This window comes from Pseudomonas sp. FG29 (genome assembly GCF_057809355.1).
Genome location: NZ_JBMDJU010000019.1, coordinates 1 through 24,492 on the forward strand (window position 1 = coordinate 1; position 24,492 = coordinate 24,492).

At 62.9% G+C, this 24,492-nt stretch carries 21 protein-coding genes; 17 read left to right on the forward strand and 4 right to left on the reverse strand.

Going from position 1 to position 24,492, the window contains the following annotated elements:
• Nucleotides 1-143 precede the first annotated feature (143 nt).
• Nucleotides 144-1,997 (reverse strand): sensor domain-containing diguanylate cyclase, encoded by a 1,854-nt coding sequence (locus ACODS1_RS17745; RefSeq protein WP_489086710.1) that lies wholly within the window; start codon nt 1,995-1,997, stop codon nt 144-146.
• Nucleotides 1,998-2,181: 184 nt separating this feature from the next.
• On the opposite strand from ACODS1_RS17745, the gene ACODS1_RS17750 reads away from it, so the two are divergent.
• Nucleotides 2,182-2,832 (forward strand): bifunctional 4-hydroxy-2-oxoglutarate aldolase/2-dehydro-3-deoxy-phosphogluconate aldolase, encoded by a 651-nt coding sequence (locus ACODS1_RS17750; RefSeq protein ID WP_489086711.1) that lies wholly within the window; start codon nt 2,182-2,184, stop codon nt 2,830-2,832.
• Nucleotides 2,829-3,260 carry an acyl-CoA thioesterase gene (locus ACODS1_RS17755; protein WP_322978128.1) on the forward strand — a complete coding sequence of 144 codons (432 nt, stop codon included), beginning with the start codon at nt 2,829-2,831 and terminating at the stop codon, nt 3,258-3,260. Before ACODS1_RS17750 ends, ACODS1_RS17755 begins: the two co-directional genes overlap by 4 nt.
• Before the next feature lies 1 nt (nt 3,261).
• On the opposite strand, the gene ACODS1_RS17760 is transcribed toward ACODS1_RS17755, so the two are convergent.
• The gene (locus ACODS1_RS17760) at nt 3,262-3,639 is read right to left on the reverse strand and encodes a hypothetical protein (protein ID WP_489086712.1); all 378 of its coding nucleotides are present in this window, start codon (nt 3,637-3,639) and stop codon (nt 3,262-3,264) included.
• Between the two features lie 94 nt (nt 3,640-3,733).
• Here ACODS1_RS17760 and ACODS1_RS17765 point away from each other — a divergent pair, with 94 nt between their 5' ends.
• Nucleotides 3,734-4,684, forward strand: a complete 951-nt coding sequence (locus tag ACODS1_RS17765; RefSeq protein ID WP_489086713.1) for a tRNA dihydrouridine synthase — start codon at nt 3,734-3,736, stop codon at nt 4,682-4,684.
• 171 nt (nt 4,685-4,855) lie between these two features.
• Entirely contained in the window at nt 4,856-5,305 is a 450-nt protein-coding gene (locus tag ACODS1_RS17770; RefSeq protein ID WP_322978125.1) for an Hsp20 family protein, read from the forward strand.
• A gap of 51 nt (nt 5,306-5,356) precedes the next feature.
• Here the strand turns inward: ACODS1_RS17770 and ACODS1_RS17775 are convergent, their stop codons facing one another.
• Both ACODS1_RS17775 and ACODS1_RS17780 read right to left on the reverse strand, forming a co-directional pair.
• On the reverse strand, nt 5,357-7,885 hold the full coding sequence (locus tag ACODS1_RS17775) for a sensor domain-containing protein (protein WP_489086714.1): 2,529 nt from the start codon (nt 7,883-7,885) through the stop codon (nt 5,357-5,359).
• A 64-nt stretch (nt 7,886-7,949) separates the two neighbouring features.
• The gene (locus ACODS1_RS17780) at nt 7,950-8,861 is read right to left on the reverse strand and encodes a LysR family transcriptional regulator (RefSeq protein ID WP_489086715.1); all 912 of its coding nucleotides are present in this window, start codon (nt 8,859-8,861) and stop codon (nt 7,950-7,952) included.
• Between the two features lie 223 nt (nt 8,862-9,084).
• Between ACODS1_RS17780 and leuC the strand changes: the two genes are divergently transcribed.
• The 13 genes from leuC (at nt 9,085) to purF (ending at nt 24,397) form a co-directional block, all read left to right on the forward strand.
• Complete coding sequence (gene leuC, locus ACODS1_RS17785) at nt 9,085-10,512, forward strand: 3-isopropylmalate dehydratase large subunit (RefSeq protein ID WP_489086716.1); 1,428 nt, start codon at nt 9,085-9,087, stop codon at nt 10,510-10,512.
• Nucleotides 10,513-10,523: 11 nt separating this feature from the next.
• The gene (gene leuD / locus ACODS1_RS17790) at nt 10,524-11,171 is read left to right on the forward strand and encodes a 3-isopropylmalate dehydratase small subunit (RefSeq protein ID WP_143497253.1); all 648 of its coding nucleotides are present in this window, start codon (nt 10,524-10,526) and stop codon (nt 11,169-11,171) included.
• A gap of 100 nt (nt 11,172-11,271) precedes the next feature.
• On the forward strand, nt 11,272-12,354 hold the full coding sequence (gene leuB, locus ACODS1_RS17795) for a 3-isopropylmalate dehydrogenase (protein WP_489086717.1): 1,083 nt from the start codon (nt 11,272-11,274) through the stop codon (nt 12,352-12,354).
• 56 nt (nt 12,355-12,410) lie between these two features.
• Complete coding sequence (gene asd, locus ACODS1_RS17800; RefSeq protein ID WP_322978120.1) at nt 12,411-13,523, forward strand: aspartate-semialdehyde dehydrogenase; 1,113 nt, start codon at nt 12,411-12,413, stop codon at nt 13,521-13,523.
• 127 nt (nt 13,524-13,650) lie between these two features.
• Entirely contained in the window at nt 13,651-14,661 is a 1,011-nt protein-coding gene (locus ACODS1_RS17805; RefSeq protein ID WP_489086769.1) for an aspartate-semialdehyde dehydrogenase, read from the forward strand.
• 154 nt (nt 14,662-14,815) lie between these two features.
• Entirely contained in the window at nt 14,816-17,614 is a 2,799-nt protein-coding gene (locus ACODS1_RS17810; protein WP_489086718.1) for a motility hub landmark protein FimV, read from the forward strand.
• 8 nt (nt 17,615-17,622) lie between these two features.
• Entirely contained in the window at nt 17,623-18,486 is an 864-nt protein-coding gene (gene truA / locus ACODS1_RS17815) for a tRNA pseudouridine(38-40) synthase TruA (protein WP_489086719.1), read from the forward strand.
• 41 nt (nt 18,487-18,527) lie between these two features.
• Nucleotides 18,528-19,148, forward strand: a complete 621-nt coding sequence (locus ACODS1_RS17820) for a phosphoribosylanthranilate isomerase (RefSeq protein ID WP_489086720.1) — start codon at nt 18,528-18,530, stop codon at nt 19,146-19,148.
• Nucleotides 19,149-19,276: 128 nt separating this feature from the next.
• Nucleotides 19,277-20,161: an acetyl-CoA carboxylase, carboxyltransferase subunit beta gene (gene accD / locus ACODS1_RS17825; protein ID WP_322978116.1), complete on the forward strand. Its 885-nt coding sequence runs from the start codon at nt 19,277-19,279 to the stop codon at nt 20,159-20,161.
• Nucleotides 20,158-21,435, forward strand: coding sequence for a bifunctional tetrahydrofolate synthase/dihydrofolate synthase (gene folC / locus ACODS1_RS17830; protein ID WP_489086721.1), 1,278 nt, complete (start codon nt 20,158-20,160; stop codon nt 21,433-21,435). The genes accD and folC overlap by 4 nt, the downstream gene beginning before the upstream one ends.
• Before the next feature lie 83 nt (nt 21,436-21,518).
• Nucleotides 21,519-22,145 carry an SPOR domain-containing protein gene (locus ACODS1_RS17835; RefSeq protein ID WP_489086722.1) on the forward strand — a complete coding sequence of 209 codons (627 nt, stop codon included), beginning with the start codon at nt 21,519-21,521 and terminating at the stop codon, nt 22,143-22,145.
• Between the two features lie 146 nt (nt 22,146-22,291).
• Nucleotides 22,292-22,813 carry a CvpA family protein gene (locus ACODS1_RS17840; RefSeq protein WP_322978106.1) on the forward strand — a complete coding sequence of 174 codons (522 nt, stop codon included), beginning with the start codon at nt 22,292-22,294 and terminating at the stop codon, nt 22,811-22,813.
• A 75-nt stretch (nt 22,814-22,888) separates the two neighbouring features.
• Entirely contained in the window at nt 22,889-24,397 is a 1,509-nt protein-coding gene (gene purF / locus ACODS1_RS17845) for an amidophosphoribosyltransferase (protein WP_322978105.1), read from the forward strand.
• Nucleotides 24,398-24,492: the final 95 nt, after the last annotated feature.

A 24,492-nucleotide genomic window follows, 5' to 3' on the forward strand; every position in this document is an offset into this window, starting at 1 on the left:
AGGACACCGCCCTTTCACGGCGGTAACAGGGGTTCGAGTCCCCTAGGGGACGCCATTTTTCTTGCCGCGTTTGCGGAACCAGGGCTGCTTCTTCGGAAGTGGCCCTTTTTGTTCGTGCTGAGGAAAGCTGGAAGGGTTGCGTATCAGTCGTGCGCGGTTTCGTAGCTGGCGACCCGGTTGCGGCCAGCCGCTTTGGCGCGATAAAGCGCCCGGTCGGCCATGTCGAGCCATTGCTCGGCGCTGGTGGCGTTGGTCGGGATGCCGGCCTGTACGCCAATGCTCAGGCTGAGTTCGATCCTGTGCTCGTGATAAGCGCAGGGATGGCGGGCTAGGTCATCGCGCAATTGCTCAGCCAGATCCAGAGCGCCGTAAAGGTCGGTGTGGTCGAGCAGGGCGACGAATTCCTCGCCACCGAAGCGCGCCAGCATGTCGCTGTTGCGCAGGCGTTGCTGGGCGCGCTGGGCGACATGGCGCAGGCAGGCGTCGCCAGCCAGGTGGCCGTAGCGGTCATTCACGCGCTTGAAGTGATCCAGGTCGAGCATCAGGATCGCCAGCGAATGACGATTGCGCTCGGCTCTGCTGTAGGCCCGTTCGAGTTCTTCGTTGAGTGCCTGGCGATTGAACAGATTGGTCAGCCTGTCGCGTCGATTGAGTTCGGCGAGTTGCAGGTTGGCAGTCGACAGTTGCTGGAGGGTTTGCTGCAGCTCGGCGGTTCGCTCGCCGACACGTTGTTCGAGCTCTTCGCTGATCTGCGTCTGCAGTTGCAGATGGCGGCTCTGCTCGTGACGCAATTGCCGCTCGCGGCTGATCAGGCGTTCCTGAAGCGTGCGCTGATCCTGCTGAATATGGCGAATGCGTGCGGCCAGGGCGGTGGAAAAGACCGTCATCTCGATCAGGCCACCGATCTGCTGGGCATGCAGGGTCAGCAGCGAATAGGGCAGCAGGCCGGTGCCGGTGAGAACGCTGGCGAGGCTGGCGCTGATCAGGACGAACCAGCCGAGGGCGAACAGGCGCGCCGCGCGGTCGCCGGCTCGCCAGCGCAATACGGTGAACACCAGGGCGACAACCGCGCAGGCCATCAGCAGCACGAAGCTGCCGATCAGGGCGTGCCGGTAGGGGCCGAACAGCGCCACGCCGATGATCAGCGCGCAGCCGGCGAGCAGCACCCGCGTCAGGTGCGTGTACAGCGGCGCGCAATGCTTGAGGTCGAGTACGCCGTAGGTGAAGAGGATGCCGAACAGCGTGGCCACTGCCGAGCTGAGCGGGAAGCTCAACTGATGCCAGTCCAGCGCATTGGGCCACAGCCATTGCAGGGCGAAGCCCAGCTGGATGCATTCGTACAGGGTGAAGCTGGCCAGGAACAGGCTGTACCAGAGGTAGTTGCGATCACGGGTGATGGCATAGATCGACAGGTTGTAGAGCAACATGGCCAGCAATGCGCCGAAGAACAGGCCTTGCAGCAACAGGCTCTGTTGCTCCTGGTCGGCGAATGTCTCGCGTGTCATCAGGCTGGCGCTGAGGTTGGCCGAGCCGTCGGTCTGCATGCGCAGCCAGATGCGGCGCTGTTCTCCCGCCTGCATGTCGATTGGCAGGGCCAGTTGCCGGTGGTCGATCCAGCGCTGGCTGAAGGGGCGCTGATCCCCGGCGCGGTACACGCGCTGGCCATCCAGCCCGTAGGCATCCAGTTGATCGAGGAGCGGGTTGCCAATCAATAGGATCCAGCTGCCAGCAGAAGGCTGCGGGTTGCTCAGGTCGAGGCGCAGCCAGAAGGCACTCTTGCTGTAGCCGAAGCTGGCGTCTCGTCTGGCTACTGGCGTCCAGGCCGAGTCGGGTAGCGTGGCGATCTGTGCAAAATCGGCATCGCCTTGGACATCTTCCCAGTACTGCATGGCGGGGCTGGGCAGTACCACGTCGTGGCCCGTAGGCAGTGCCAATACCTTTGCCCAGGCGGCGACAGGCATCAGAAGCAGCAACAACAGGCGCATAACGGTGATCAAGGGCGCATCTCTCGGGCAATTCGTCGGGCGGCATTATCGCGCGAGCCCGTGACGGATCGAAAGAGCGGCGCTGCAGCTGGCGTGCGGGCGGCGTATCATGCGCCGCATCGGTGCGCGGATGCGGAGCCTTCGCTTCGCGTTCGCTTGGCAGCGATCACAACCAGCCGTGAACGGGGAGGGCAAGATGAAGCTGACGATGGATGAAGTGCTGCGCCAGGCGCGCCCAGTGTTGCCGGTGTTGGTGATCGAAGACGTGGCGTTGGCGCTGGATCTCGCCTGCGCCCTGCAGGAGGGCGGTATCCGCGTGCTGGAAGTGACCTTGCGTACGCCGCGCGCACTCGATGCTGTTGCCGCCATCCGTCGTGAACTGCCTGATTTGCTGGTCGGTGCCGGCACGTTGATCCATACCGAGCAATTCCAGGAAGCGCGTGACGCGGGCGCGCAGTTCGCCGTGAGCCCCGGTTTTACCGAACGCTTGGCGGCGGCTGCGGAAGATGCCCGCTTGCCTTATCTGCCGGGGGTGATGACGCCGTCCGAAGTGCTGCTTGCGCTGGAGTACGGCTATCGTTCGCTCAAGCTGTTCCCGGCCGATGGTGCCTCCAGCGTGAAGATGCTCAAGAGCTTCAAGGGGCCGTTCACCGGCATCCGTTTCTGCCCTACCGGCGGTGTGACGCCAGACAACCTGTTGAGCTTCCTGCGTCTGCCCAACGTGGCCTGTGTGGGCGGCACCTGGGTGGCGCCGAGTAATCTGGTGCGCGCCCGCGCCTGGGATCAGATCACCCAGCTCGCCGCCGAAGCGCGTGCCCTGGCCGCCAGCCTGGAGGCGCAGCCATGATCTGGGATCGTCCAGACCCTTTCGTCATTGATCTGCAGGTTGGTGCCGAGGACATCGACGGCCTGGGCCATGCCAACAACGCGGTCTACGTCAGTTGGCTGGAGCGCTGCGCCTGGCGGCATTCGCAATTTCTCGGGCTGGATCTGGCCGAGTATCGCCGCCTGGATCGGGCCATGGCCGTGGTGCGGCACGAGATCGACTACCTGGCCAGTGCCTACGAGGGGCAGGAGTTGCAAATGGCCACCTGGATCGTCGAGTCCGATCAGCGCCTGAAGATGGATCGCTGCTTCCAGCTGCTGCGTCCGGAAGACGGTGTCACGCTGCTACGGGCCCGCACCACTTTCGTCTGTATCGAGCTTTCCAGCGGGCGGCCCAAGCGCATGCCGGCCGAATTCGTCGAGGGCTACGGGCGCGCCCTGCTGGCGTGAGTCAATCGTCCAGGCGTGGCGAGAGAAAGACCTGATCCGGCTCGACCACGATATCGAAATGGCGCGTTTCCCCTGGCGTCACGAGGATCGACTGAGCTGCAGTCGGGCCCGTGCCGCCACAGTAGCCCGAAGGTGATAGGGCGACGGCCAGGCTCAGTTGGCCGCTGGGGACGTCCAGGCTGGTGTGCTGATCCGGCCCCAGGGTCGCCACCACCTGCTCATTGAGATACAGCTCCGCGTCGCAGGCGTTCGGTGCTTTGCTGTCGCGGCTGATGATCAGCCGTGCTGGGGCGTCTGCGACTGGATCCGATGGCTGCAGATCGATGGCCATGGCCTGGCTGGCGAGCAGGGCGAGTACGGTGATCGAAGGAAGACGCATGCGGATGACGCTCCGTTTAGCCGTTCGGGATCAATCATCTTGCACGGCTGGCGCCAGCTCTTAAACTGTGCGCCCCATTTTTCTGGACAACTCCATGCAAATCGCTCTGGCACCCATGGAGGGACTGGTCGACGACATCCTGCGCGACGTGCTGACGCGCGTCGGTGGTATCGACTGGTGCGTGACCGAATTCATCCGCGTCAGCGACCGCCTGCTGCCTGCTGCCACCTATCACAAGCTCGCTCCCGAATTGTTCAAGGGCGCGCGCACGCGCGCCGGTACGCCGATGCGCGTGCAGTTGCTTGGCTCCGATCCGCAGTGCCTGGGCGACAACGCGGCGTTTGCCTGCACCCTGGGGGCGCCGGTGATCGACCTCAACTTCGGTTGCCCGGCCAAGACGGTGAACAAGTCACGCGGTGGCGCCGTGCTGCTCAAGGAGCCGGAATTGCTGCATGCCATCGTCCGCGAGGTCAGGCGCAGCGTGCCGGCCAACATCCCGGTAACGGCGAAGATGCGCCTGGGTTTCGAGGGCAAGGAGGGCGCGCTGGACTGCGCGCGGGCGCTGGCCGAGGGGGGCGCGAGCCAGATCGTGGTGCATGCGCGTACCAAGGTCGAGGGCTACAAACCGCCGGCACATTGGGAATGGGTGGCGCGGGTGCAGGAGGCGGTCGGTGTGCCGGTGTTCGCCAATGGTGAGGTATGGACATTGGACGATTGGCGGCGCTGCCGCGAGATCAGTGGCGTGGACGACATCATGCTGGGCCGCGGCCTGGTCTCTCGTCCTGGCCTGGCGCGGCAGATCGCGGCGGTCAGGGCCGGCGAGGCGCCCGAGGATATGAGTTGGGCCGAACTGCAGCCGCTGCTGCTCGACTTCTGGCAGCAGGCGCGGCGCAAGCTGGCGCCGCGCTATGCGCCCGGGCGCCTGAAACAGTGGTTGGCGATGCTGACGCGCACCTATCCGGAAGCGGTGGCGCTGTTCGCCGAGATTCGTCGCGAGCAGGATTGCGAGCGTATCGATCGCCTGCTCGCGCCATCTCCTACATGAGCGGTGCCGTTTACGCCGATAGCGTTGCACAATGGATGTGCAATGCCGTGTTGTGTAAACGCGGTTTGCAGATGCTTGAAAATTCTCCACCTGACCTCAGATAAGGGACTGCGGGATGCCGAAGTCGGGTTCCGCGATATGAACCTTGCTGAAAATTTCAGGAGAATACTCATGAGCAACGTACTGTCCCTGGCCCCTCTGTTCCGCCAGTCCGTCGGTTTCGACCGTTTCAACGATCTTTTCGAATCTGCCCTGCGCAGCAATGACGCTGGCAGTTCCTACCCGCCCTACAACGTCGAGAAGCATGGCGAAGACAGCTACCGCATCGTGGTCGCTGCGGCCGGCTTCCAGGAAGACGATCTGGAGCTGCAGGTCGAGCGCGGTGTGCTGACTGTGGTCGGCAGCAAGCGTGATCGCAGTGCCGAAGCCGTCAGCTATCTGCACCAGGGCATCGCCCAGCGCGCGTTCAAGCTGTCCTTCCGTCTGGCCGACCATATCGAGGTCAAGGGTGCCAACCTGGCCAATGGTCTGCTCAGCATCGAGCTGGAGCGCATCGTGCCGGAAGAGGCCAAGGCCAAGCGCATCCCCATCGGCACTCAGCGCCCGGCGCTGGAAAGCTGAGGCGGAGTCATCGCCACAAGAAGAAGGCGCCTGCGGGCGCCTTCTTTCGTTTCAGTGGCGTGATCGAACCAGCAGCGCACGAAATTCATCTTCCGGCAGCGGCCGACTGAACAGATAGCCCTGATAGCTGTGGCAGCCTTGCTGCAGGAGAAAGTCCAGTTGCTCCTGTTGCTCGACACCTTCGGCGATCATCTCCAGGTTGAGGCTGCGCGCCATGGCGACAATGGCGCGGATGATCTCGGCGTCGTTGGGGTCGCTGGTGGCGTCGCGCACGAAGGACTGGTCGATCTTCAGCACATCCACCGGCAGGCGCTTGAGGTAGGTGAGCGAGCTGTAGCCGGTGCCGAAGTCGTCCATGGCGAAGCTGACGCCGCTCTTTTTCAGGCGCAGCATCTTGCCGATGGTGTCGTCGACGTTCTGGATGACGATGCCTTCGGTGATCTCCAGCTTGAGGGTGGAGCGGGGCAACTGGCTGTCACGCAGGTTGCCGGCGACCCGTTCGACGAAATCGTGCTGGCGGAACTGGCGCGGGCTGATGTTGACGCACAGGCTGAAACGCAGTGGATCGACCAGGCCGTCGGCCAGCAGTCGCGCGCACACGTGGCAGGCCTCGGCCAGTACCCAGCCACCGACCTCGACGATCAGGCCGCTTTCCTCCAGCACCTGAATGAACTGCGCGGGCGACTGGATGCCCTGTTGCGGATGTTGCCAGCGCAGCAGTGCCTCGGCGCCGACGATGCGGTTGTCGCGGGCATCGACCTGGGGCTGGAAGTACAGCTCGAATTCGCCATGCACCAATGCCCTGCGCAGCTCGTTCTCCAGGCGCAGGCGGGCGCTGGCCGCATCCTGCATGGTGCTGCGAAACAGCTGGATGGCATTGCGCCCCGAATCCTTGGCGCGATAGAGGGCGATGTCGGCACGTTTGAGCAGATCGGCGGGGGTTTCGCCGTGATCGGGGATCAGTGCCACGCCAATGCTGGGGGTGACCTGCAGGTGGTGGCCGTCGAGCAGCATCGGTTCGGCCAGCAGGTGGCGCAGCTTGTCGGCGACCTGGCGCACCTGGCGGGTGACCTCCGAGCGCTTGCCTTCGAGACCGGACAGCAGCACGACGAATTCGTCGCCACCCAGGCGCGCGACGGTGTCCTCGAGGCGCACGCTGGCCTCCAGGCGTGCCGTGACCAGGCGCAGCACGGCATCGCCCACCGGATGGCCCAGTGAGTCGTTGATGTGCTTGAAGTGGTCGAGATCGAGGAACAGCAGCGCGCCGCGCAGGTCATGGCGCTTGAGCAGGGCGATCTGCTGAGTCAGGCGATCCATCAGCAGGGCACGATTGGGCAGGTTGGTCAGGGTGTCGTGATAGGCCAGGTGCTGCACCTGCGCCTGGGCCTGTTTCAGCTCGCTGACGTCACGCGCGGTGAGCAGCAGGCAAGGGGTGTCGTTGAGTTCGATCGGCTGTACCGAGACGTCCATCAGGCGCACCTCGCCGTCTCGATGGCGGCCGTGCATCTCCCTGTGCAGCACCTTGCCGTGCTGTATCAGGTGCTCGATCATCTGGGTGCGTTCCTCGGGGTAGGCCCAGATGTTCAGCTCGTACACGGTGCGGCCGATGACTTCGGCGCTCTGGTAGCCGGTGATGCGGGTGAAACCTTCGTTGACTTCGATGTAACGGCCGCTGTCACGCTCGGTGATGGTGATGGCGTCTGGGCTGGAGTGGAAGGCCTTGGCGAATTTTTCTTCGCTGCTGCGCAGGGCTGCCTCGGCGCGTCTGCGCTCGCTGGTGTCGAGGAAGGTGCAGAGGAGCATTTTTTCACCCTGCAGTTCGATGTACTGGCTGGAGAGCACGCCGTCGAGGATTTTTCCGCTGCGCGTGCGCAGCTGGATTTCCTGAACCAGCGGTTCGCGGCTTTGTGGCGCCAGCCTGAGCAGATCGTCACGCTGATGCGTGTGTACCCAGATATTCAGCTCGCGCGGGGAGCGACCGAGGATTTCTGCCGCCGACCAGCCAAATGCCTGGCTGAAGTGCTGGTTGACCTCGAGAATTTCGCCACCGCCATAGCGCACCAGCATCATGATGTCCGGGCTGAGGCGGAACAGGCTGGCGAAGCGTTCTTCCGATGCGCGCAGGGCGTCGGCGCGCTCCTGCTGGGCGCTGATGTCGCGAATCACGCCGAACATACGTGGGCTGCCGTCGGCTTCACGTTGCAGGCTGCCGGTGATTTCCAGCCAGTGCAGGCTGCCATCGGGCCAGCGGATACGGTGGCGTAGCGGGCTGTTGATCGGTTGGCCCTGCAGAATCGAGTGGAACATCGCCAGCACTTCCGCGCGTTCCTCCTGCGGAATCAGTTCGATGTAGTCCAGGCCTCGGGTCAGCGGGCGGCTGGGGTCGAGGCCGAAGAGTTTCTGCGCGCCGCGCGACCAACTGACCTGGCCGCTCTTGATGTCCCAATACCAGGCCCCCAACTGCGCGCCATTGAGCGCAGCCAGCAGGCGTGGCGCATCTTGCCAGGTCTGTTCGAATTCGGCGGGATCGAGTGCCGGGATATGGGGCAGGGGAGGAGTCTGGTCAGTCGATCTGGCCATGGCCGGGCCTACCTCTGGCTTGGATAATGTGGCGCAAGGTGCCTGCTTCTTTTTCGTTATGTCCTCACGTTAGTCGCTGGCTTGCCTGGCGCGCAAGGTCGTCGGTGTCCTGCTGTGCATCGAGCAGGGCCATGAACGCGCGGGCTGCGTTGGATAACGTGCGCTCGGTGTGGATGATGTAGCCGAGCTGGCGCGACAGCTGTATGCCGGGTAATGGCAGGCGAGTGACCTGGTCGTCGAGCATGGTACGTGGCAACACGCTCCAGGCCAGGCCGATGGACACCATCATCTTGATGGTTTCCAGGTAGTTGGTGCTCATGGCGATGTTCGGTGTCAGGCCCTGAGCCTCGAACAGGCGCTGCACGATGTGATGGGTAAAGGTATTGCCGCCAGGGAAGACCGCCGGATGCCGTGCCACGTCGGCGAGGCTGACGGCATCACCCCGAGCCAGTGGGTGTTCCGGCGCAGCGACGAAATCCAGCGGGTCGTCCCACACCGCAACGGCGCGTACCGGTTCACGGGTTTCCGGTGCCAGGGTGATCACCGCCAATTCCGCCCGGCCATGCAGCACTTCTTCATAGGCCACCTCGGAATCGAGGAACTGAATGTCCAGCGCTACCTGCGGGTGGGCACGGGTGAAGGCGCGCAGCAGGGCGGGCAGGCGATGCAGGCCGATATGGTGGCTGGTCGCCAGGGTCAGGCGGCCGCTGACCTCACCGGACAGGTTGGTCAGTGCGCGGCGCGTGTCGTCCAGCACGTTGAGAATCTGGTAGGCGCGTGGCAGCAAGGCGCGACCAGCCTGTGTCAGACCGATTTCGCGGCCGAGGCGATCGAACAGGCGCACGCCGAGCTGCTGCTCCAGGCCGGCGATGCGCTTGCTCACGGCGGGTTGGGTCAGGTGCAGGCGTTCACCGGCTTCGGAAAAGCTGCCGGTTTCGGCGATGGCGATGAAGGCATTGAGGTTGGCCAGATCCATGGAGCGCTCCGGGTGTGGAAGATGAACCGAGCATACATTCCAATGCGGAATCCTTTGAATAAAAAATATGAATTTGAGTTATTTCGTGCCCGGCAATAGCATTCTCCCCATAAGCCAAAGGGCCATTTTCGCCCAGGCATAGAAAGGTGCACTTCTGACGCCGGGCGGTGATAACGCAGGCAGTTTATGGATGTGCTCACAAGGCGCTGATGAGGTAAGGCTGATGACTGGCAAGACGCTCTACGACAAGCTCTGGGAAATGCACGAAGTGAAACGTCGCGACGACGGTTCCTCGTTGATCTACATCGATCGTCACATCCTCCACGAAGTGACCTCGCCACAGGCATTCGAAGGGCTGCGTCTGGCCGGGCGCAAGCCGTGGCGCATCGATGCCAACATCGCTACCCCGGATCACAACGTGCCGACCACCAAAGCCGAGCGTCAGGGTGGCCTTGAAGCCATCGCCGACGAAGTCTCGCGCATCCAGGTACAGACTCTGGACGAGAACTGCGATGACTTCGGCATCCTCGAGTTCAAGATGAACGATCAGCGCCAGGGCATCGTCCACGTCGTCGGCCCGGAGCAGGGCGCTACCTTGCCCGGCATGACCGTGGTCTGCGGCGACTCGCACACCTCCACCCATGGCGCCTTCGGTGCGCTGGCCCACGGCATCGGCACCTCGGAAGTCGAGCATGTGCTCGCCACCCAGTGCCTGGTGGCCAAGAAGATGAAGAACATGCAGGTGCGCGTCGAAGGCAAATTGCCGTTCGGCGTCACCGCCAAGGACATCGTCCTGGCCGTGATTGGCAAGATCGGCACTGCTGGTGGTAACGGCCATGCGCTGGAATTTGCCGGCAGCGCGATTCGCGACCTGTCGCTGGAAGGGCGCATGACCATCTGCAACATGTCGATCGAGGCTGGTGCCCGTGTTGGCCTGGTGGCGGTGGACGAGAAAACCATCGCCTACGTCAAGGATCGTCCGTTCGCGCCCAAGGGCAGCGACTGGGACAAGGCCGTGGCGCAGTGGCAGAACCTGGTGTCCGATGCCGACGCGGTGTTCGACACCGTGATCGAATTGCGCGCCGAAGACATCAAACCGCAGGTCAGCTGGGGCACTTCGCCGGAAATGGTTCTGGCCGTCGACCAGAACGTGCCGGATCCGGCCGTCGAAGCCGACCCGGTGAAGAAGGACTCGATCAACCGTGCGCTCAAGTACATGGGCCTGACCGCCAACCAGCCGATCACCGATATTCAGCTGGATCGCGTATTCATCGGTTCCTGCACCAACTCGCGTATCGAGGATCTGCGTGCCGCCGCCGAGGTGGCCAAGGGCCGCAAGGTCGCCGCGACCGTCAAGCAGGCGCTGGTGGTGCCGGGCTCCGGTCTGGTCAAGGCGCAAGCCGAGGCCGAAGGGCTGGACAAGATTTTCATCGAAGCCGGTTTCGAATGGCGTGAGCCGGGGTGCTCCATGTGCCTGGCGATGAACCCGGACAAACTGGGCAGCGGTGAGCATTGCGCCTCCACCTCCAACCGCAACTTCGAAGGCCGTCAGGGTGCCGGTGGTCGTACTCACCTGGTCAGTCCGGCCATGGCTGCCGCCGCTGCGGTAACCGGCCGCTTCATCGATGTTCGTGAATTGATCCAGGCCTGAGGAGACCGCACATGAAAGCCTTCACCCAACACACTGGCCTGGTCTGCCCGCTCGATCGTGCCAACGTCGACACCGACCAGATCATTCCCAAGCAGTTTCTGAAGTCGATCAAGCGCACCGGCTTTGGCCCGAACCTGTTCGACGAGTGGCGCTACCTGGATATCGGCCAGCCGAACCAGGACAACTCCAAGCGTCCGATCAACCAGGATTTCGTGCTGAACTTCCCGCGTTACCAGGGGGCCAGCGTGCTGCTGGCGCGCGAGAACTTCGGCTGCGGCTCCTCGCGTGAGCACGCGCCCTGGGCGCTGGACGAGTACGGTTTCCGCACTGTGATCGCACCGAGCTTCGCTGACATTTTCTTCAACAACAGCTTCAAGAACGGCTTGCTGCCGATCATCCTCAAGGATGAAGAGGTCGATGCGCTGTTCGAGCAGGCCGAGGCTACCGAGGGTTATCAACTGACCGTCGACCTCGAAGCGCAGACCGTGACCCGCCCCGATGGCGTGCAGTACAGCTTCGAGGTCGATGCCTTCCGCAAGCACTGCCTGCTCAATGGCCTGGACGACATCGGCCTGACCCTGCAGGATCAGGATGCGATCAAGGCGTTCGAAGCCAAGTACCAGCAGAGCAGCCCCTGGCTGTTCGGCGCGATCAAGTAATACATGAAGGTAGGGTGGATAGCGCTTTATCCATCCACCGTGCTGGGTTTCGGTGGATGAAAACAGCGTCATCCACCCTACGGATAGATTGAGGAATGCAATGAGCAAGCAGATTCTGGTTCTCCCTGGCGATGGTATCGGCCCGGAAATCATGGCCGAGGCGGTCAAGGTGCTGAACCTGGCCAACGACAAGTACGCCCTGGGTTTCGAGCTGAGCTTCGATGATCTGGGTGGCGCGGCCATCGACCGTTACGGCGTGCCGCTGGCCGACGAAACCCTGGAGCGTGCGCGCGCTGCCGATGCCGTGCTGCTCGGCGCCGTTGGCGGGCCGAAGTGGGACACCATCGACCCGGCCATCCGTCCCGAACGCGGTCTGCTGAAGATCCGTTCGCAACTGGGCCTGTTCGGCAACCTGCGTCCGGCGATCCTCTATCCGCAACTGGCCGAGGCTTCCAGCCTCAAGCCGGAAGTGGTTGCTGGCCTGGATATTCTCATCGTCCGCGAGCTGACCGGTGGCATCTACTTTGGTCAGCCGCGCGAGAGCAAGGTGCTGGAAAACGGCGAGCGCATGGCCTACGACACCCTTCCGTACAGCGAGAGCGAAATCCGCCGCATCGCCAAGGTCGGTTTCGACATGGCGCGTGTGCGCGGCAAGAAACTGTGCTCGGTGGACAAGGCCAACGTCCTGGCCTCCAGCCAGCTGTGGCGTGCCGTGGTCGAGGAAGTGGCCAAGGACTACCCGGACGTCGAACTGAGCCACATGTACGTCGACAACGCCGCCATGCAACTGGTGCGCGCTCCCAAGCAATTCGACGTGATGGTCACCGACAACATGTTTGGTGACATTTTGTCCGACGAGGCTTCGATGCTGACCGGTTCCATCGGCATGCTGCCGTCGGCATCCTTGGACGCCAATAACAAGGGCATGTACGAGCCGTGCCACGGCTCCGCGCCGGACATCGCCGGCAAGGGCATCGCCAACCCGCTGGCCACCATTCTCTCGGTGTCCATGATGCTGCGTTACAGCTTCGGCCAGGTCGCTCCCGCCGATGCCATCGAGGAAGCGGTGAGCCTGGTGCTGGATCAGGGCCTGCGTACCGGCGACATCTGGTCCGAAGGCAAGACCAAGGTCGGTACCGCTGCGATGGGTGATGCAGTAGTCGAAGCGCTGCGTAGTCTGTAATCTTCCCAGCCCCGCCGGGGTGGTTCCGGCGGGCTGTTTATATAGGTGTAGTCGTTATGAAACGTGTAGGTCTGATCGGTTGGCGTGGCATGGTCGGTTCCGTGCTCATGCAGCGCATGCTGGAAGAGCGGGACTTCGACCTGATCGAGCCGGTGTTCTTCACCACCTCCAATGTCGGCGGCCAGGGCCCTGCCATTGGCAAGGACATTGCTCCGCTGAAGGACGCCTACAGCATCGACGACCTGAAAGGCCTGGACGTGATCCTGACCTGCCAGGGTGGCGACTACACCAATGAAGTCTTCCCTAAACTGCGTGAAGCCGGCTGGCAAGGCTACTGGATCGACGCAGCTTCCAGCCTGCGCATGGCTGACGACTCGGTGATCGTGCTCGACCCGGTCAACCGCAAGGTCATCGACCAGGCGCTGGACGCTGGCGGCAAGAACTACATCGGCGGTAACTGCACCGTCAGCCTGATGCTGATGGCGCTGGGTGGTCTGTACGAAGCCGGTCTGGTGGAGTGGATGAGCGCCATGACCTACCAGGCTGCTTCCGGTGCTGGCGCGCAGAACATGCGCGAGCTGATCAAGCAGATGGGCGCGATCAATGCCAGTGTCGCCGATGACCTGGCCGATCCGGCCAGTGCCATCCTCGATATCGACCGCAAGGTCGCCGAGGCCATGCGGGGCGAAGGCTTCCCGGTCGACAACTTCGGCGTGCCGCTAGCCGGCAGTCTGATCCCCTACATCGACAAGGAGCTGCCGAACGGGCAGAGCCGTGAAGAGTGGAAGGCCCAGGCCGAGACCAACAAGATTCTCGGTCGCTTCAAGAACCCGATCCCGGTCGATGGCATCTGCGTGCGTATCGGTGCCATGCGTTGCCACAGCCAGGCACTGACCATCAAGCTGAACAAGGATGTGCCGATGGCCGACATCGAAGGCCTGATCAGCCAGCACAACCCGTGGGTCAAGCTGGTGCCGAACCATCGCGAAGACGCCATTCGCGAGCTCGGCCCGACCGCTGTTACCGGTACTCTGAGTGTTCCGGTCGGCCGTCTGCGCAAGCTCAACATGGGCTCGCAGTACCTGGGTGCCTTCACCGTGGGTGATCAGCTGCTGTGGGGCGCCGCCGAGCCGCTGCGTCGCATGCTGCGCATTCTGCTGGAGCGCTAAGCGCTGCCTCCGAGTTGAACGAAGCCCCTCCGCCTTGGCCGAGGGGCTTCGTCTTTTCTGGGGGACGATTGCCTGCGTGTGGGGCTGCGGTTACAGTGCCGCTCCCTTCGCGTCACAGGTTGTCGTCATGAGTCAGTCGCTTTCCATTGCCATTGTCGGCGCCACCGGAAGCATCGGTGAGGCCTTGGTCGGTTTGCTCGAGGAGCGTGATTTTCCGGTCGGCGACTTGCATCTGTTGGCCAGTGTCGAATCGGCCGGGCAGAGTCTGTCGTTCCGCGGTCGTCAGGTGCGTGTGCGCTCACTCGATGATTTCGATTTTGGCCGTGTGCAACTGGCGTTCTTCGCTGCCAGTGCGGATGTGACGCGTGCGCATGTGGCGACGGTCACGGCCGCCGGCTGTTCGGTCATCGATCTGTCGTCCGGGCTGGCGCTGGAGCAGGCGCCCTGCCTGCTGCCCGAGGATGGCGAGCAGGTGCTGGCTGGGCAAAAGGCGCCTTTCCTGCTGAGCAGTCCTACGCCTTCGGCGGTAGCGGTGGCGCTTGTATTGCATACGTTGCGCCCGTTGCTGGTGCCCCGGCAGGTCGGTGTAACCGCGATGCTGGCAGTCTCCGCGCTGGGGCGCAGTGGTGTGCAGGAGTTGGCGCGGCAGACGGCTGAACTGCTCAATGGACGGCCGTTGGAGCCGCAGGCAATGGATCGTCAGGTCGCCTTCAATGTGCTGGCGCAAGCAGGTGCTGTGAACGAGGAAGGGCATAGCCATCTCGAACAGCGTTTGGCGCAGGAGTTAAAGATGCTCGCCAACGATCCGCAGCTCGAAGTGGCAGCAACCTGTGCAGTCGTGCCGGTATTCTTTGGTGACAGCCTGGCCGTCAGTCTTCATGCTCAAGCGCCGGTGGATATGGCGGCGGTGGCGCGTTATCTCGATCAGGCCGATGGCATCGAGTTGGTAGAGGCCGGCGACTACCCGACCGCAGTAGGTGATGCCGTGGGCCAGGACTGCATTTACGTTGGGCGTCTGCGCAGCGGGGTGGCAGATCCGACCCAGCTCAATTTGTGGATTGCGTCTGATAATGTAAGAAAAGGTGCCGCCCTGAATGCTGTGCAAATAGCGGAGTTATTGATAAAACACTATCTGTAAAAGATACTTACCTAGAAATTTGAAGAATCTTTCTAGCTTGGCAATACTGGCTAAGTTGATCGTTGAATGGGGAGCCGCTAAAGAGGCGGATCAGGCAGCGGTCAACCAGACCCTCTCGCATGCCGAGAAAAAAGCTAAAACAAGGGATAACGCTATGGTTCGGGTTCGCAAACTGGTGCTGGCAATCGCAGCGGCGTCCGCCCTGTCTTCCGGTATGGCACATGCGTTGGGGTTGGGCGAAGTTACCCTGAAGTCCTCGCTGAATCAGCCCTTGGTCGCTGAAATCGAATTGCTGGAGGTGCGCGATCTCGCTTCCAACGAAGTCGTTCCCAAGCTGGCATCCGCTGAAGAATTTGCCAAGGCCGGCGTCGATCGCCAGTTCTTTCTTAACGATCTGAAGTTCACGCCGGTATTGAAGCCCAATGGCAAGAGTGTCATTCGGGTCACTTCCAGCAAGGCCGTCCGCGAGCCTTACCTGAATTTCCTGGTTGAAGTGCTGTGGCCCAATGGCCGCTCGCTGCGTGAATACACCCTGTTGCTCGATCCGCCCCTTTATTCCCCGCAGACCGCCGCTGCTGCCGCTCCGCAGGCGCCCGTGGCTGCTCCGACTCCCGCTCCGCGTCCTGCCATGCCGACTTCGGCTGCCCCGGCTCCGCGCCCAGTGGCACCCACCGCCGTGCCGGCACCGAGTAGCGTCGCCGCCGGTGGTGAGTACCGCACCACCAAGAACGATACCCTGTGGGAAATCGCCCAGCGAGTAGGGGGCGGCTCCGTTCATCAAACCATGCTGGCCATCCAGGATCTGAATCCGGACGCCTTCATCGGCGGCAACATCAACCGGATGAAGAGTGGTCAGGTGCTGCGCCTGCCTGACGAGCAACAGATTCGCAGCCGCAGCAATGCCGAGGCGCTGGCGCAAGTCGCCGCGCAGAACACGGCTTGGCGTGAAGGTCGTGGTGTCGCCTCGCGTCAGCTCGATGCCACCCGTCGCGCCAGTGCTGGTGCTGCGCCGGCTACCGCCGAGAGCGGCGACAGCCTGAAACTGGTCTCCGCGGAGAGCGGCAAGACCACGCGCGGTAGCGATACCGGCTCCGCTGACAGCAAGGCACTGGCGGACAAGCTGGCCGTGACTCAGGAAAGCCTGGACTCCACTCGCCGCGAGAATGCGGAACTGCAGAGTCGCATGGGTGATCTGCAGAGCCAGTTGGACAAACTGCAGCGCCTGATCGAACTCAAGGACAACCAGCTTGCCAAGCTGCAGGCCGATGCTGGTCAAGCCGGGCAGGCGCCCGCTACGCCGGCACCTGCCGAGCCGGCCAGCACTCCTGCAGTCGAGGCCGCTGCCCCAGCTCAGGTGTCCGCTGCCGAAACTCCTGCGGCCGCAGCTGTGCCGCCGAAAGAAGAAGCGCCCGACTACAACTACAGCGAAGAGCCAGCTGCTCCCGAACAGGACGCAGATGCGCAAGCCAAGCAGCCGGCTGCCGAGTCTGCCAAACCCGCTGCGCCGGCCAAGCCAGCAGCGCCTGCGCCCGAACCGGTCGTTCAGCCCAGCTTCCTCGATGATCTGCTGGCCAACCCCATGATGCTGGGGCTGGCGGGTGGTGGTGCGCTGTTGCTTTTGCTCGTCGGTCTGATGGCGCTGTCGCGTCGCAATGCGATGAAGGAAGCCGAGCTGCACGAAGAGCTGCATGACGACCTGGAGCAGGACAACGCCTTCGCGGGCGACCTGGATATGCCGGAAGACAGCTTCGCCGGTCTCGATGACGAAGAACCTGCCAAACCTCTCTCTGCTGGCGGCGACGAGCGTGTCACGGCGCAGACGGGAGATGCTCTGGGTGAGGCTGACATCTACATTGCCTACGGCCGTTTCAACCAGGCTGCCGAGCTTCTGCAGAATGCCATCAATGACGAGCCGCACCGCGCGGATCTGCGTCTCAAGCTGATGGAGGTCTATGCCGAGCTGGGCGATCGTGAAGGTTTTGCGCGGCAGGACAACGAGCTGCGTGAGATCGGCGGCGCCAATGCCGAGGTCGAGCAGCTCAAGGGCAAGTACCCGGCCATGGCGGCAGTCGCGGGTGCCGGCGTCGCTGCAGCGGTTGCGTCTTCCGACGACCTCGGCGATTTCAGTCTGGATGACCTGGCGCTTGGTGACTCGAACGAGGCGGCTGCGGCTCCTGCCGATAGCCTCGACGATGCCTTCGATCTGAGTCTCGATGACCTGGATAGCGATCTGGGCGGGGATGATCTGGTAGCTGCGCCCACTTCGGAGCAGAGCCTGGCGCTGGACGAGGATCTGGACTTCGGCCTGGTCGATGATGAGCCAGCCGCATCCGCCGATGAGCTCGATTTTGATCTTTCTCTGGATGATGAGCCGATGCAGGGCAAGCCGCTCGCCGATGAGCTGGCTGATTTCAGTCTTGAGCTCGATCAGCCGTCCACGGCCGCTGCCGCCGGTGATGAGGCTGACGATTTCCTTCTGAGCCTGGACGATGAAGTGGCGGAGCCTGCCGCTGATGCCGAGTTGGCTGATCTCGGTCTGGATCTGCCGGCAGAGACTGCTGCCGATGCTGATCTGGATCTGCCAGCAGACTTCGATCTGTCGCTGGGGGACGAGGAGCCGGCAAAGCCTGTTGCTGATGTCGGCAGTTTCGCCGCGCAGCTCGACGAGGTGAATGCGGAACTCGAGCAACTGTCTGCCGATGCCGGTCAACCTGAGGATGAAGCAGCTCCGCTGCTATCGTCGGCCGATGGTTTTGGCGACGATCTCGATGGCGACGATGACTTCGACTTCCTTTCCGGCACCGATGAGACCGCGACCAAGCTGGATCTGGCGCGGGCCTACATCGACATGGGCGACACCGAAGGTGCACGTGACATCCTCGACGAAGTGGTTGCCGAGGGCAGCGATGCTCAGCAGCAAGAAGCCCGTGAGATGATTGCCAAGTTGGTTTGATCGAATTCATGTCTGACGCAGTACCTTTAGCGGCCGCCGAAATGGCGGCCGTTGGCTTTTCCCGAATAGCCCTGGGTCTTGAATACAAGGGCGCCCGTTATCGTGGTTTTCAACGCCAGAGCGGCAAGGTCGCATCGATCCAGGGTTGCCTGGAGGATGCGTTGTCGAAAGTCGCGGGCGGGGCGCCGGTCAGCATCCACTGTGCCGGGCGTACTGATGCCTCAGTGCATGCCAGTGGCCAGGTGGTGCACTTCGATACCGCAGTCGAGCGCCCTCTGCATGCCTGGATCATGGGCGCGAACATGAACCTGCCCAAGGACATCAGCGTCACCTGGGCCAAGGTCATGCCGGCGCATTTTCATGCGCGTTTTAGTGCGATGGCGCGGCGCTACCGCTACGTGATCTACAACGATCCGATTCGCCCGGCGCACATGGCTGAAGAGGTCACCTGGAATCATCGTCCGCTGGAGATCGCGCGCATGCGCGAGGCTGCCAGGGTTCTGGTCGGCACGCATGACTTCAGCGCCTTCCGCGCCAGTCAGTGCCAGGCCAAGTCTCCGGTCAAGACGGTGCATCATCTGGAGATCATCGAGCACGGCCGCTTCATCGTCCTGGATATCCGCGCCAATGCCTTCCTTCATCACATGGTGCGCAACATCGCCGGTGTGCTGATGAGCGTTGCGGCGGGCGAGCGGCCCGTCGAGTGGGTGCGCGAGGTGCTGGAGCGCGGTGAGCGGCGCAGCGGTGGCGTCACTGCCCATCCTTATGGCCTGTATCTGATCGAGGTCGAGTATCCGGCTGAGTTCGAGTTGCCACAGCGCTACCTGGGGCCGCACTTTCTTTCCGGCCTCGCGGATGTGCGCCAGGTGTGAGCCTTTGCTACCATCCGGCGCTCAATACGAGGGCAGTGAACGTGATCAGGGTGCGTAGCAAGATTTGCGGCATTACGCGTGTCGAGGATGCGCTGGCGGCGGTGGAGGCCGGTGCCGACGCCATTGGCCTGGTGTTCTATGCCAAGAGCCCCAGAGCCGTGGATATCGAGCAGGCCAAGGTCATCGTCGCGGCGTTGCCGCCTTTCGTGACCAGCGTTGGGCTTTTCGTCGACATGCCACGCGAGACCCTGCAGGCGGTGCTGCGCGAGGTGCCGCTGGATCTGCTGCAGTTTCATGGCGACGAGTCGCCGGCTGACTGCGAAGGTTTCGCCCGACCCTACATCAAGGCGCTGCGCGTGCGCGCCGATCAGGACGTTGCGCGGATGATGGCGCCCTATAGCGGTGCGTGCGGAATATTGCTCGATACCTTCGTCGAAGGCGTGCCGGGTGGCACGGGCGCTGCCTTCGACTGGTCGCTGGTGCCGCGCGAAGCCGGCAAGCCGATCATTCTTGCGGGAGGGCTGACGCCTGACAACGTCGCCCAGGCCATTGCTCAGGTTCGCCCCTATGCCGTCGATGTCAGTGGTGGGGTCGAGGCGGCAAAAGGCATAAAGGATGCCGGCAAGGTCAAGGCCTTCTTGCAGGCCGTGCAGTGCGCTTGATGTGACGGCGGCGCGCCTGCTGCCGTCCACTAGGCTGTCATGCCGCTGAATGCGGTGGAAACGAATTGCTGGAGGCGGGTAGCCCTGTGGTTGCCCGCTCCGACCATCGGTTATGGAGAGATAACAGCATGAGCAACTGGTTGGTAGACAAACTCATTCCCTCGATCATGCGTTCCGAGGCGAAGAAGAGCTCGGTGCCCGAGGGGCTCTGGCACAAGTGTCCGTCCTGCGATGCCGTGCTCTATCGTCCCGAGCTGGAAAAGACCCTCGACGTCTGCCCCAAGTGCAACCACCACATGCGCATCGACGCGCGTCGTCGTCTCGATCTGTTCCTCGATGTCGAGGGGCGCGAGGAGCTGGGCGCCGATCTGGAGCCGGTGGATCGCCTCAAGTTCCGTGACACCAAGAAGTACAAGGATCGCATTGTCGCTGCGCAGAAGCAGACCGGTGAGAAAGATGCGCTGATCGCCATGAGCGGTACCCTCGAAGGCATGCCGATTGCGGTCTGCGCATTCGAGTTCTCCTTCATGGGCGGCTCCATGGGCGCCATCGTGGGTGAGCGCTTCGTGCGTGCCGCCAATGCCGCGCTGGAGCAGCGTTGCCCGCTGGTGTGTTTCTCCGCCTCGGGTGGCGCGCGTATGCAGGAAGCGCTGATCTCCCTGATGCAGATGGCCAAGACTTCGGCCGCTCTGGCGCGTCTGCGTGAAGAGGGCCTGCCGTTCATTTCCGTGCTGACCGACCCGGTCTACGGTGGTGTATCCGCCAGTCTGGCGATGCTGGGTGACGTGATCGTGGCCGAGCCCAAGGCGCTGATCGGCTTCGCTGGCCCGCGTGTGATCGAGCAGACCGTGCGCGAGAAGTTGCCGGAAGGCTTCCAGCGCAGCGAGTTCCTGCTGGAGCACGGCGCTATCGACATGATCATCTCGCGTGACGAGCTGCGCCCGCGTCTGGCGCGCCTGCTGGCACAACTGATGAACCGTCCGTCCCCGGTTGCGCTGCCGGCCACTGCATGACCACGCGCAGCTTGGGCGAGTGGCTCGCCTACCTCGAGCAGTTGCATCCCTCGGCCATCGACATGGGCCTGGATCGTTCGCGCGAGGTGGCGCGCCGGCTCGGCCTGGGCAAGCCGGCATCGCAGGTGATCACGGTTACCGGCACCAATGGCAAGGGTTCCACCTGTGCCTTCATCGCCAGCCTGCTGCGTGAGCAGGGGCTGAGCGTCGGCGTCTACAGCTCGCCGCATTTGCTGCGCTACAACGAGCGCGTCGTCGTGAATGGCCTCGAGGCCAGCGATGACGAGTTATGCCAGGCCTTCGCGGCCATCGAGGCGGCGCGTGGGGAAATCTCCCTCACCTATTTCGAGATGGGCACTCTGGCGGCTTTCTGGCTGTTCGGGCGTGCGGCACTGGATGCCGTGGTGCTGGAGGTTGGTCTGGGCGGGCGTCTGGATGCGGTGAATCTGGTGGACGCCGATCTGGCGCTGATCACCAGTATCGGTCTGGATCACGCCGACTGGTTGGGCGACACCCGTGAATCGGTGGCGTTCGAGAAGGCCGGGATCATGCGCGCCGGCAAGCCGGCCCTGTGTGGTGATGTCGATCCGCCGCAACCGCTGATCGATGCGGTGGTGCGTCTGGACACGCCGTTCTTCCTGCGCGGACGTGACTACGGTTTGCTCGTTGCTGAAAGCACCTGGCAATGGTTCGGGCTCGATGCGCAAGGGCGTGTGCTGCGTCTGCACGATCTGCCGCTGCTCGACCTGCCGATGGAAAATGCAGCGCTCGCGCTACAGGCGTACGCGCTGCTCGATCTTCCCTGGGACGCGGCATGTATTTCCCGCGCGCTGTTGTCTACCCGAGTGACCGGGCGTCTGGATCGGCGTACGGTGACCTGGCAGGGCAAGGCGCTGACGCTGCTGCTGGATGTCGGGCACAACCCGCATGCGGCGGATTATCTGGCTCAGCGCCTCGAGGCGCGGGCCGTCACGGGTAAACGTCTGGCTGTTTTCGGTTTGTTGGCCGACAAGGATCTGGCTGGTGTGCTGGCGCCGCTGCAGGGCATCGTGGCCGCTTGGGCGGTGACGCCTCTGGGCAGCCCGCGTACGCGTCCGGCAGCCGAGCTGGCAACGAAATTGCGTGCGCTTGGCGCTCGGGTCAGTCAGTACGGCAGCGTGCGTGAGGCATTGATCGCGCAATGCCAGCAGGCGTTGGACGGTGACGAGATACTGGTGTTCGGATCATTCTTCTGTGTGGCCGAAGCGCTCGAGTGGTTGGCTGAGCAGCATTGATCATCGCTGCTCCTGGTCTGGCGCCACGGGCCGTTCGGATGGCAGTATCGCAGCCTCAGAGTTTTTCAGCGGTGGAGTAGGGGATGGCTTTGTTGGAAAAGGGGCTCAAGCAACGCATGGTTGGCGCTCTGGTGCTGGTGGCGCTGGCAGTGATCTTCCTGCCGATGCTGCTGTCACGCCAGGACGAGATGCGTCGGGTCGTGGTCGACGCGCCGGAGATGCCGCAGGCACCCGCCGTTCCGGAAATGATCGTCGAGCCCGCCGATGTCGCAGAGCCGCAAGCTTTGCCTGAAGAGCCCGTCGCCCCCGAATCCGAAGCGCCGCAAATGGTGGAGGTTCCGGTTCAGCCGACGACCACGCAGAAGCCGGCTGCGCCTGTAGAGCCTGCCAAGCCCGCTGTGGTGCCGGCGCCCGCGAGCGCTTCGGTGGCTGCTGCCAGCAAGCCCGAGAGCCGTCTGGATGCCAATACCTTGCCGATCAGTTGGTCGGTGCAACTGGCCAGTCTGTCTAGTCGTCCAGGTGCGGAAAATCTGCAGAAAACCCTGCGCAGCCAAGGCTACAACGCCTACATCCGCTCCTTCGATGGCATGAATCGGGTGTTCGTCGGGCCGCTGATCGAGCGGGCCGAGGCCGAACGCCTGCGTGATCAGCTCAATCGTCAGCACAAGCTCAACGGCTTCGTCGTACGTTTTCAGCCTGAGGCGGGCTAAGCGGCTAGCATCGGTCGCAGCGTATTCATGATGGCAGCGACAGATGCCGCCTTCATGCGATTGGCCTGCTGGAAGGGCTTGGCCCGGTTACTCAGCGTGCTGCGCTCTGCTAGAATACGCGGCCTTTCCCGCTGGCAGAGCGCACCGTGGCATTTACCTGGGTCGATTGGGCGATCATCGCCGTCATCGCCATCTCGAGCTTGATCAGTCTAAAGCGTGGCTTCGTCAAGGAGGCTCTGTCGCTGCTGACCTGGATCATCGCAGGCGTGGTTGCCTGGATGTTCGGTGGCGCCCTGTCGCAGCACCTCGTCGAATTCATCGAAACCCCATCTGCCCGTGTGATAGCGGCGTGCGCGATCCTGTTCATCGCTACGCTGCTGGTCGGCGCGTTGGTGAATTTTCTGATTGGCGAGCTGATCCGGGTAACCGGCCTTTCCGGGACGGATCGCTTCCTCGGCATGGTTTTCGGCGCGGCGCGTGGCGGCTTGTTGGTGGTGTTGCTGGTGGGGCTGATCAGCCTGGCGCCGGTGCAGCAGGATAGCTGGTGGCAGCAGTCGAAGCTGGTGCCGCATTTTCTGATGGTTGCCGACTGGTCGAAGAATCTGATTCTGGGCTGGTCGAGCCAATGGTTGAACAGCGAAGTGGCTCACCCAGCCGCTTTGCTTTGAATAGAGTGGCCGGTGCGGACAACCGCTGCGCCGGTCGCTGAATTAGCCTGAACTACATAGCAGGGGTCGTGGCACATGTGTGGCATCGTCGGTATCGTCGGCAAGTCGAACGTCAATCAGGCGCTGTATGACGCGCTAACCGTCCTTCAGCATCGCGGCCAGGACGCTGCCGGCATCGTCACCAGCCATGAGGGCCGGTTGTTCCTGCGCAAGGACAATGGCTTGGTGCGTGACGTGTTCCAGCAGCGCCACATGCAGCGCCTGGTTGGCCACATGGGTATCGGTCACGTGCGTTACCCGACGGCTGGTAGCTCCAGCTCGGCCGAGGCGCAGCCGTTCTACGTCAACTCGCCCTACGGCATCACCCTGGCGCACAACGGCAACCTGACCAACGTCGAACAGTTGGCCAAGGAGATCTACGAGTCCGATCTGCGCCACGTCAACACCAGCTCCGACTCCGAAGTCCTGCTCAACGTCTTCGCCCACGAGCTGGCGGTGCGCGGCAAGTTGCAGCCGACCGAGGAAGACGTATTCGCCGCCGTGTCCCACGTGCACAGCCGCTGTGTGGGTGGCTATGCGGTGGTGGCGATGATCACCGGTTACGGCATCGTCGGTTTCCGCGATCCTAACGGCATTCGTCCGATCGTCTTCGGCCAGCGTCACACCGACGAGGGCGTCGAGTACATGATCGCCTCGGAAAGCGTGGCGCTGGACGTGCTCGGCTTCACCCTGATTCGCGATCTGGCGCCGGGCGAGGCGGTGTACATCACCGAAGACGGTCAGCTGTTCACCCGTCAGTGCGCGCCGAATCCGCAATACGCGCCGTGCATCTTCGAGCATGTCTACCTGGCGCGCCCGGATTCGATCATGGATGGCATCTCGGTGTACAAGGCGCGTCTACGCATGGGCGAGCGTCTGGCCGACAAGATTCTCCGCGAGCGCCCGGATCACGACATCGACGTGGTCATCCCGATTCCCGATACCAGCCGCACCGCCGCGCTGGAGCTGGCCAATCACCTGGGTGTGAAATTCCGCGAAGGCTTCGTCAAGAATCGCTACATCGGCCGTACCTTCATCATGCCGGGCCAGGCTGCGCGCAAGAAATCCGTGCGGCAGAAGCTCAACGCCATCGAGCTGGAGTTTCGCGGCAAGAACGTGATGCTGGTGGATGACTCCATCGTGCGTGGCACCACCTGCAAGCAGATCATCCAGATGGCCCGTGAGGCCGGGGCGAAGAACGTCTACTTCTGCTCGGCGGCGCCGGCGGTGCGTTACCCGAACGTGTATGGCATCGACATGCCCAGCGCTCATGAGCTGATCGCCCATGGCCGTACCACCGAGGAAGTCTGCGAGCTGATCGGTGCCGATTGGCTGGTGTATCAGGATCTGTCGGATCTGATCGAGGCGGTCAGCGGCAGCAAGAAGATCAAGATCGACAACTTCGACTGCGCGGTATTCGACGGCAAGTACGTCACTGGCGACGTCGACGCGGCGTATCTGGATCGTATCGAACAGGCGCGCAACGATCTCACCAAGGCCAAGTCGCAGGTCGTCAGCGCGATCATCGATCTGTACAACAACTGACGCAGGTGGGCAGGATCACTGCCTGTCGCGCGTAGCCCGGAGGCAATCCGGGGGAAGGTCATACTGAATTTCCCGGATTGCACCGGGCTATTGTT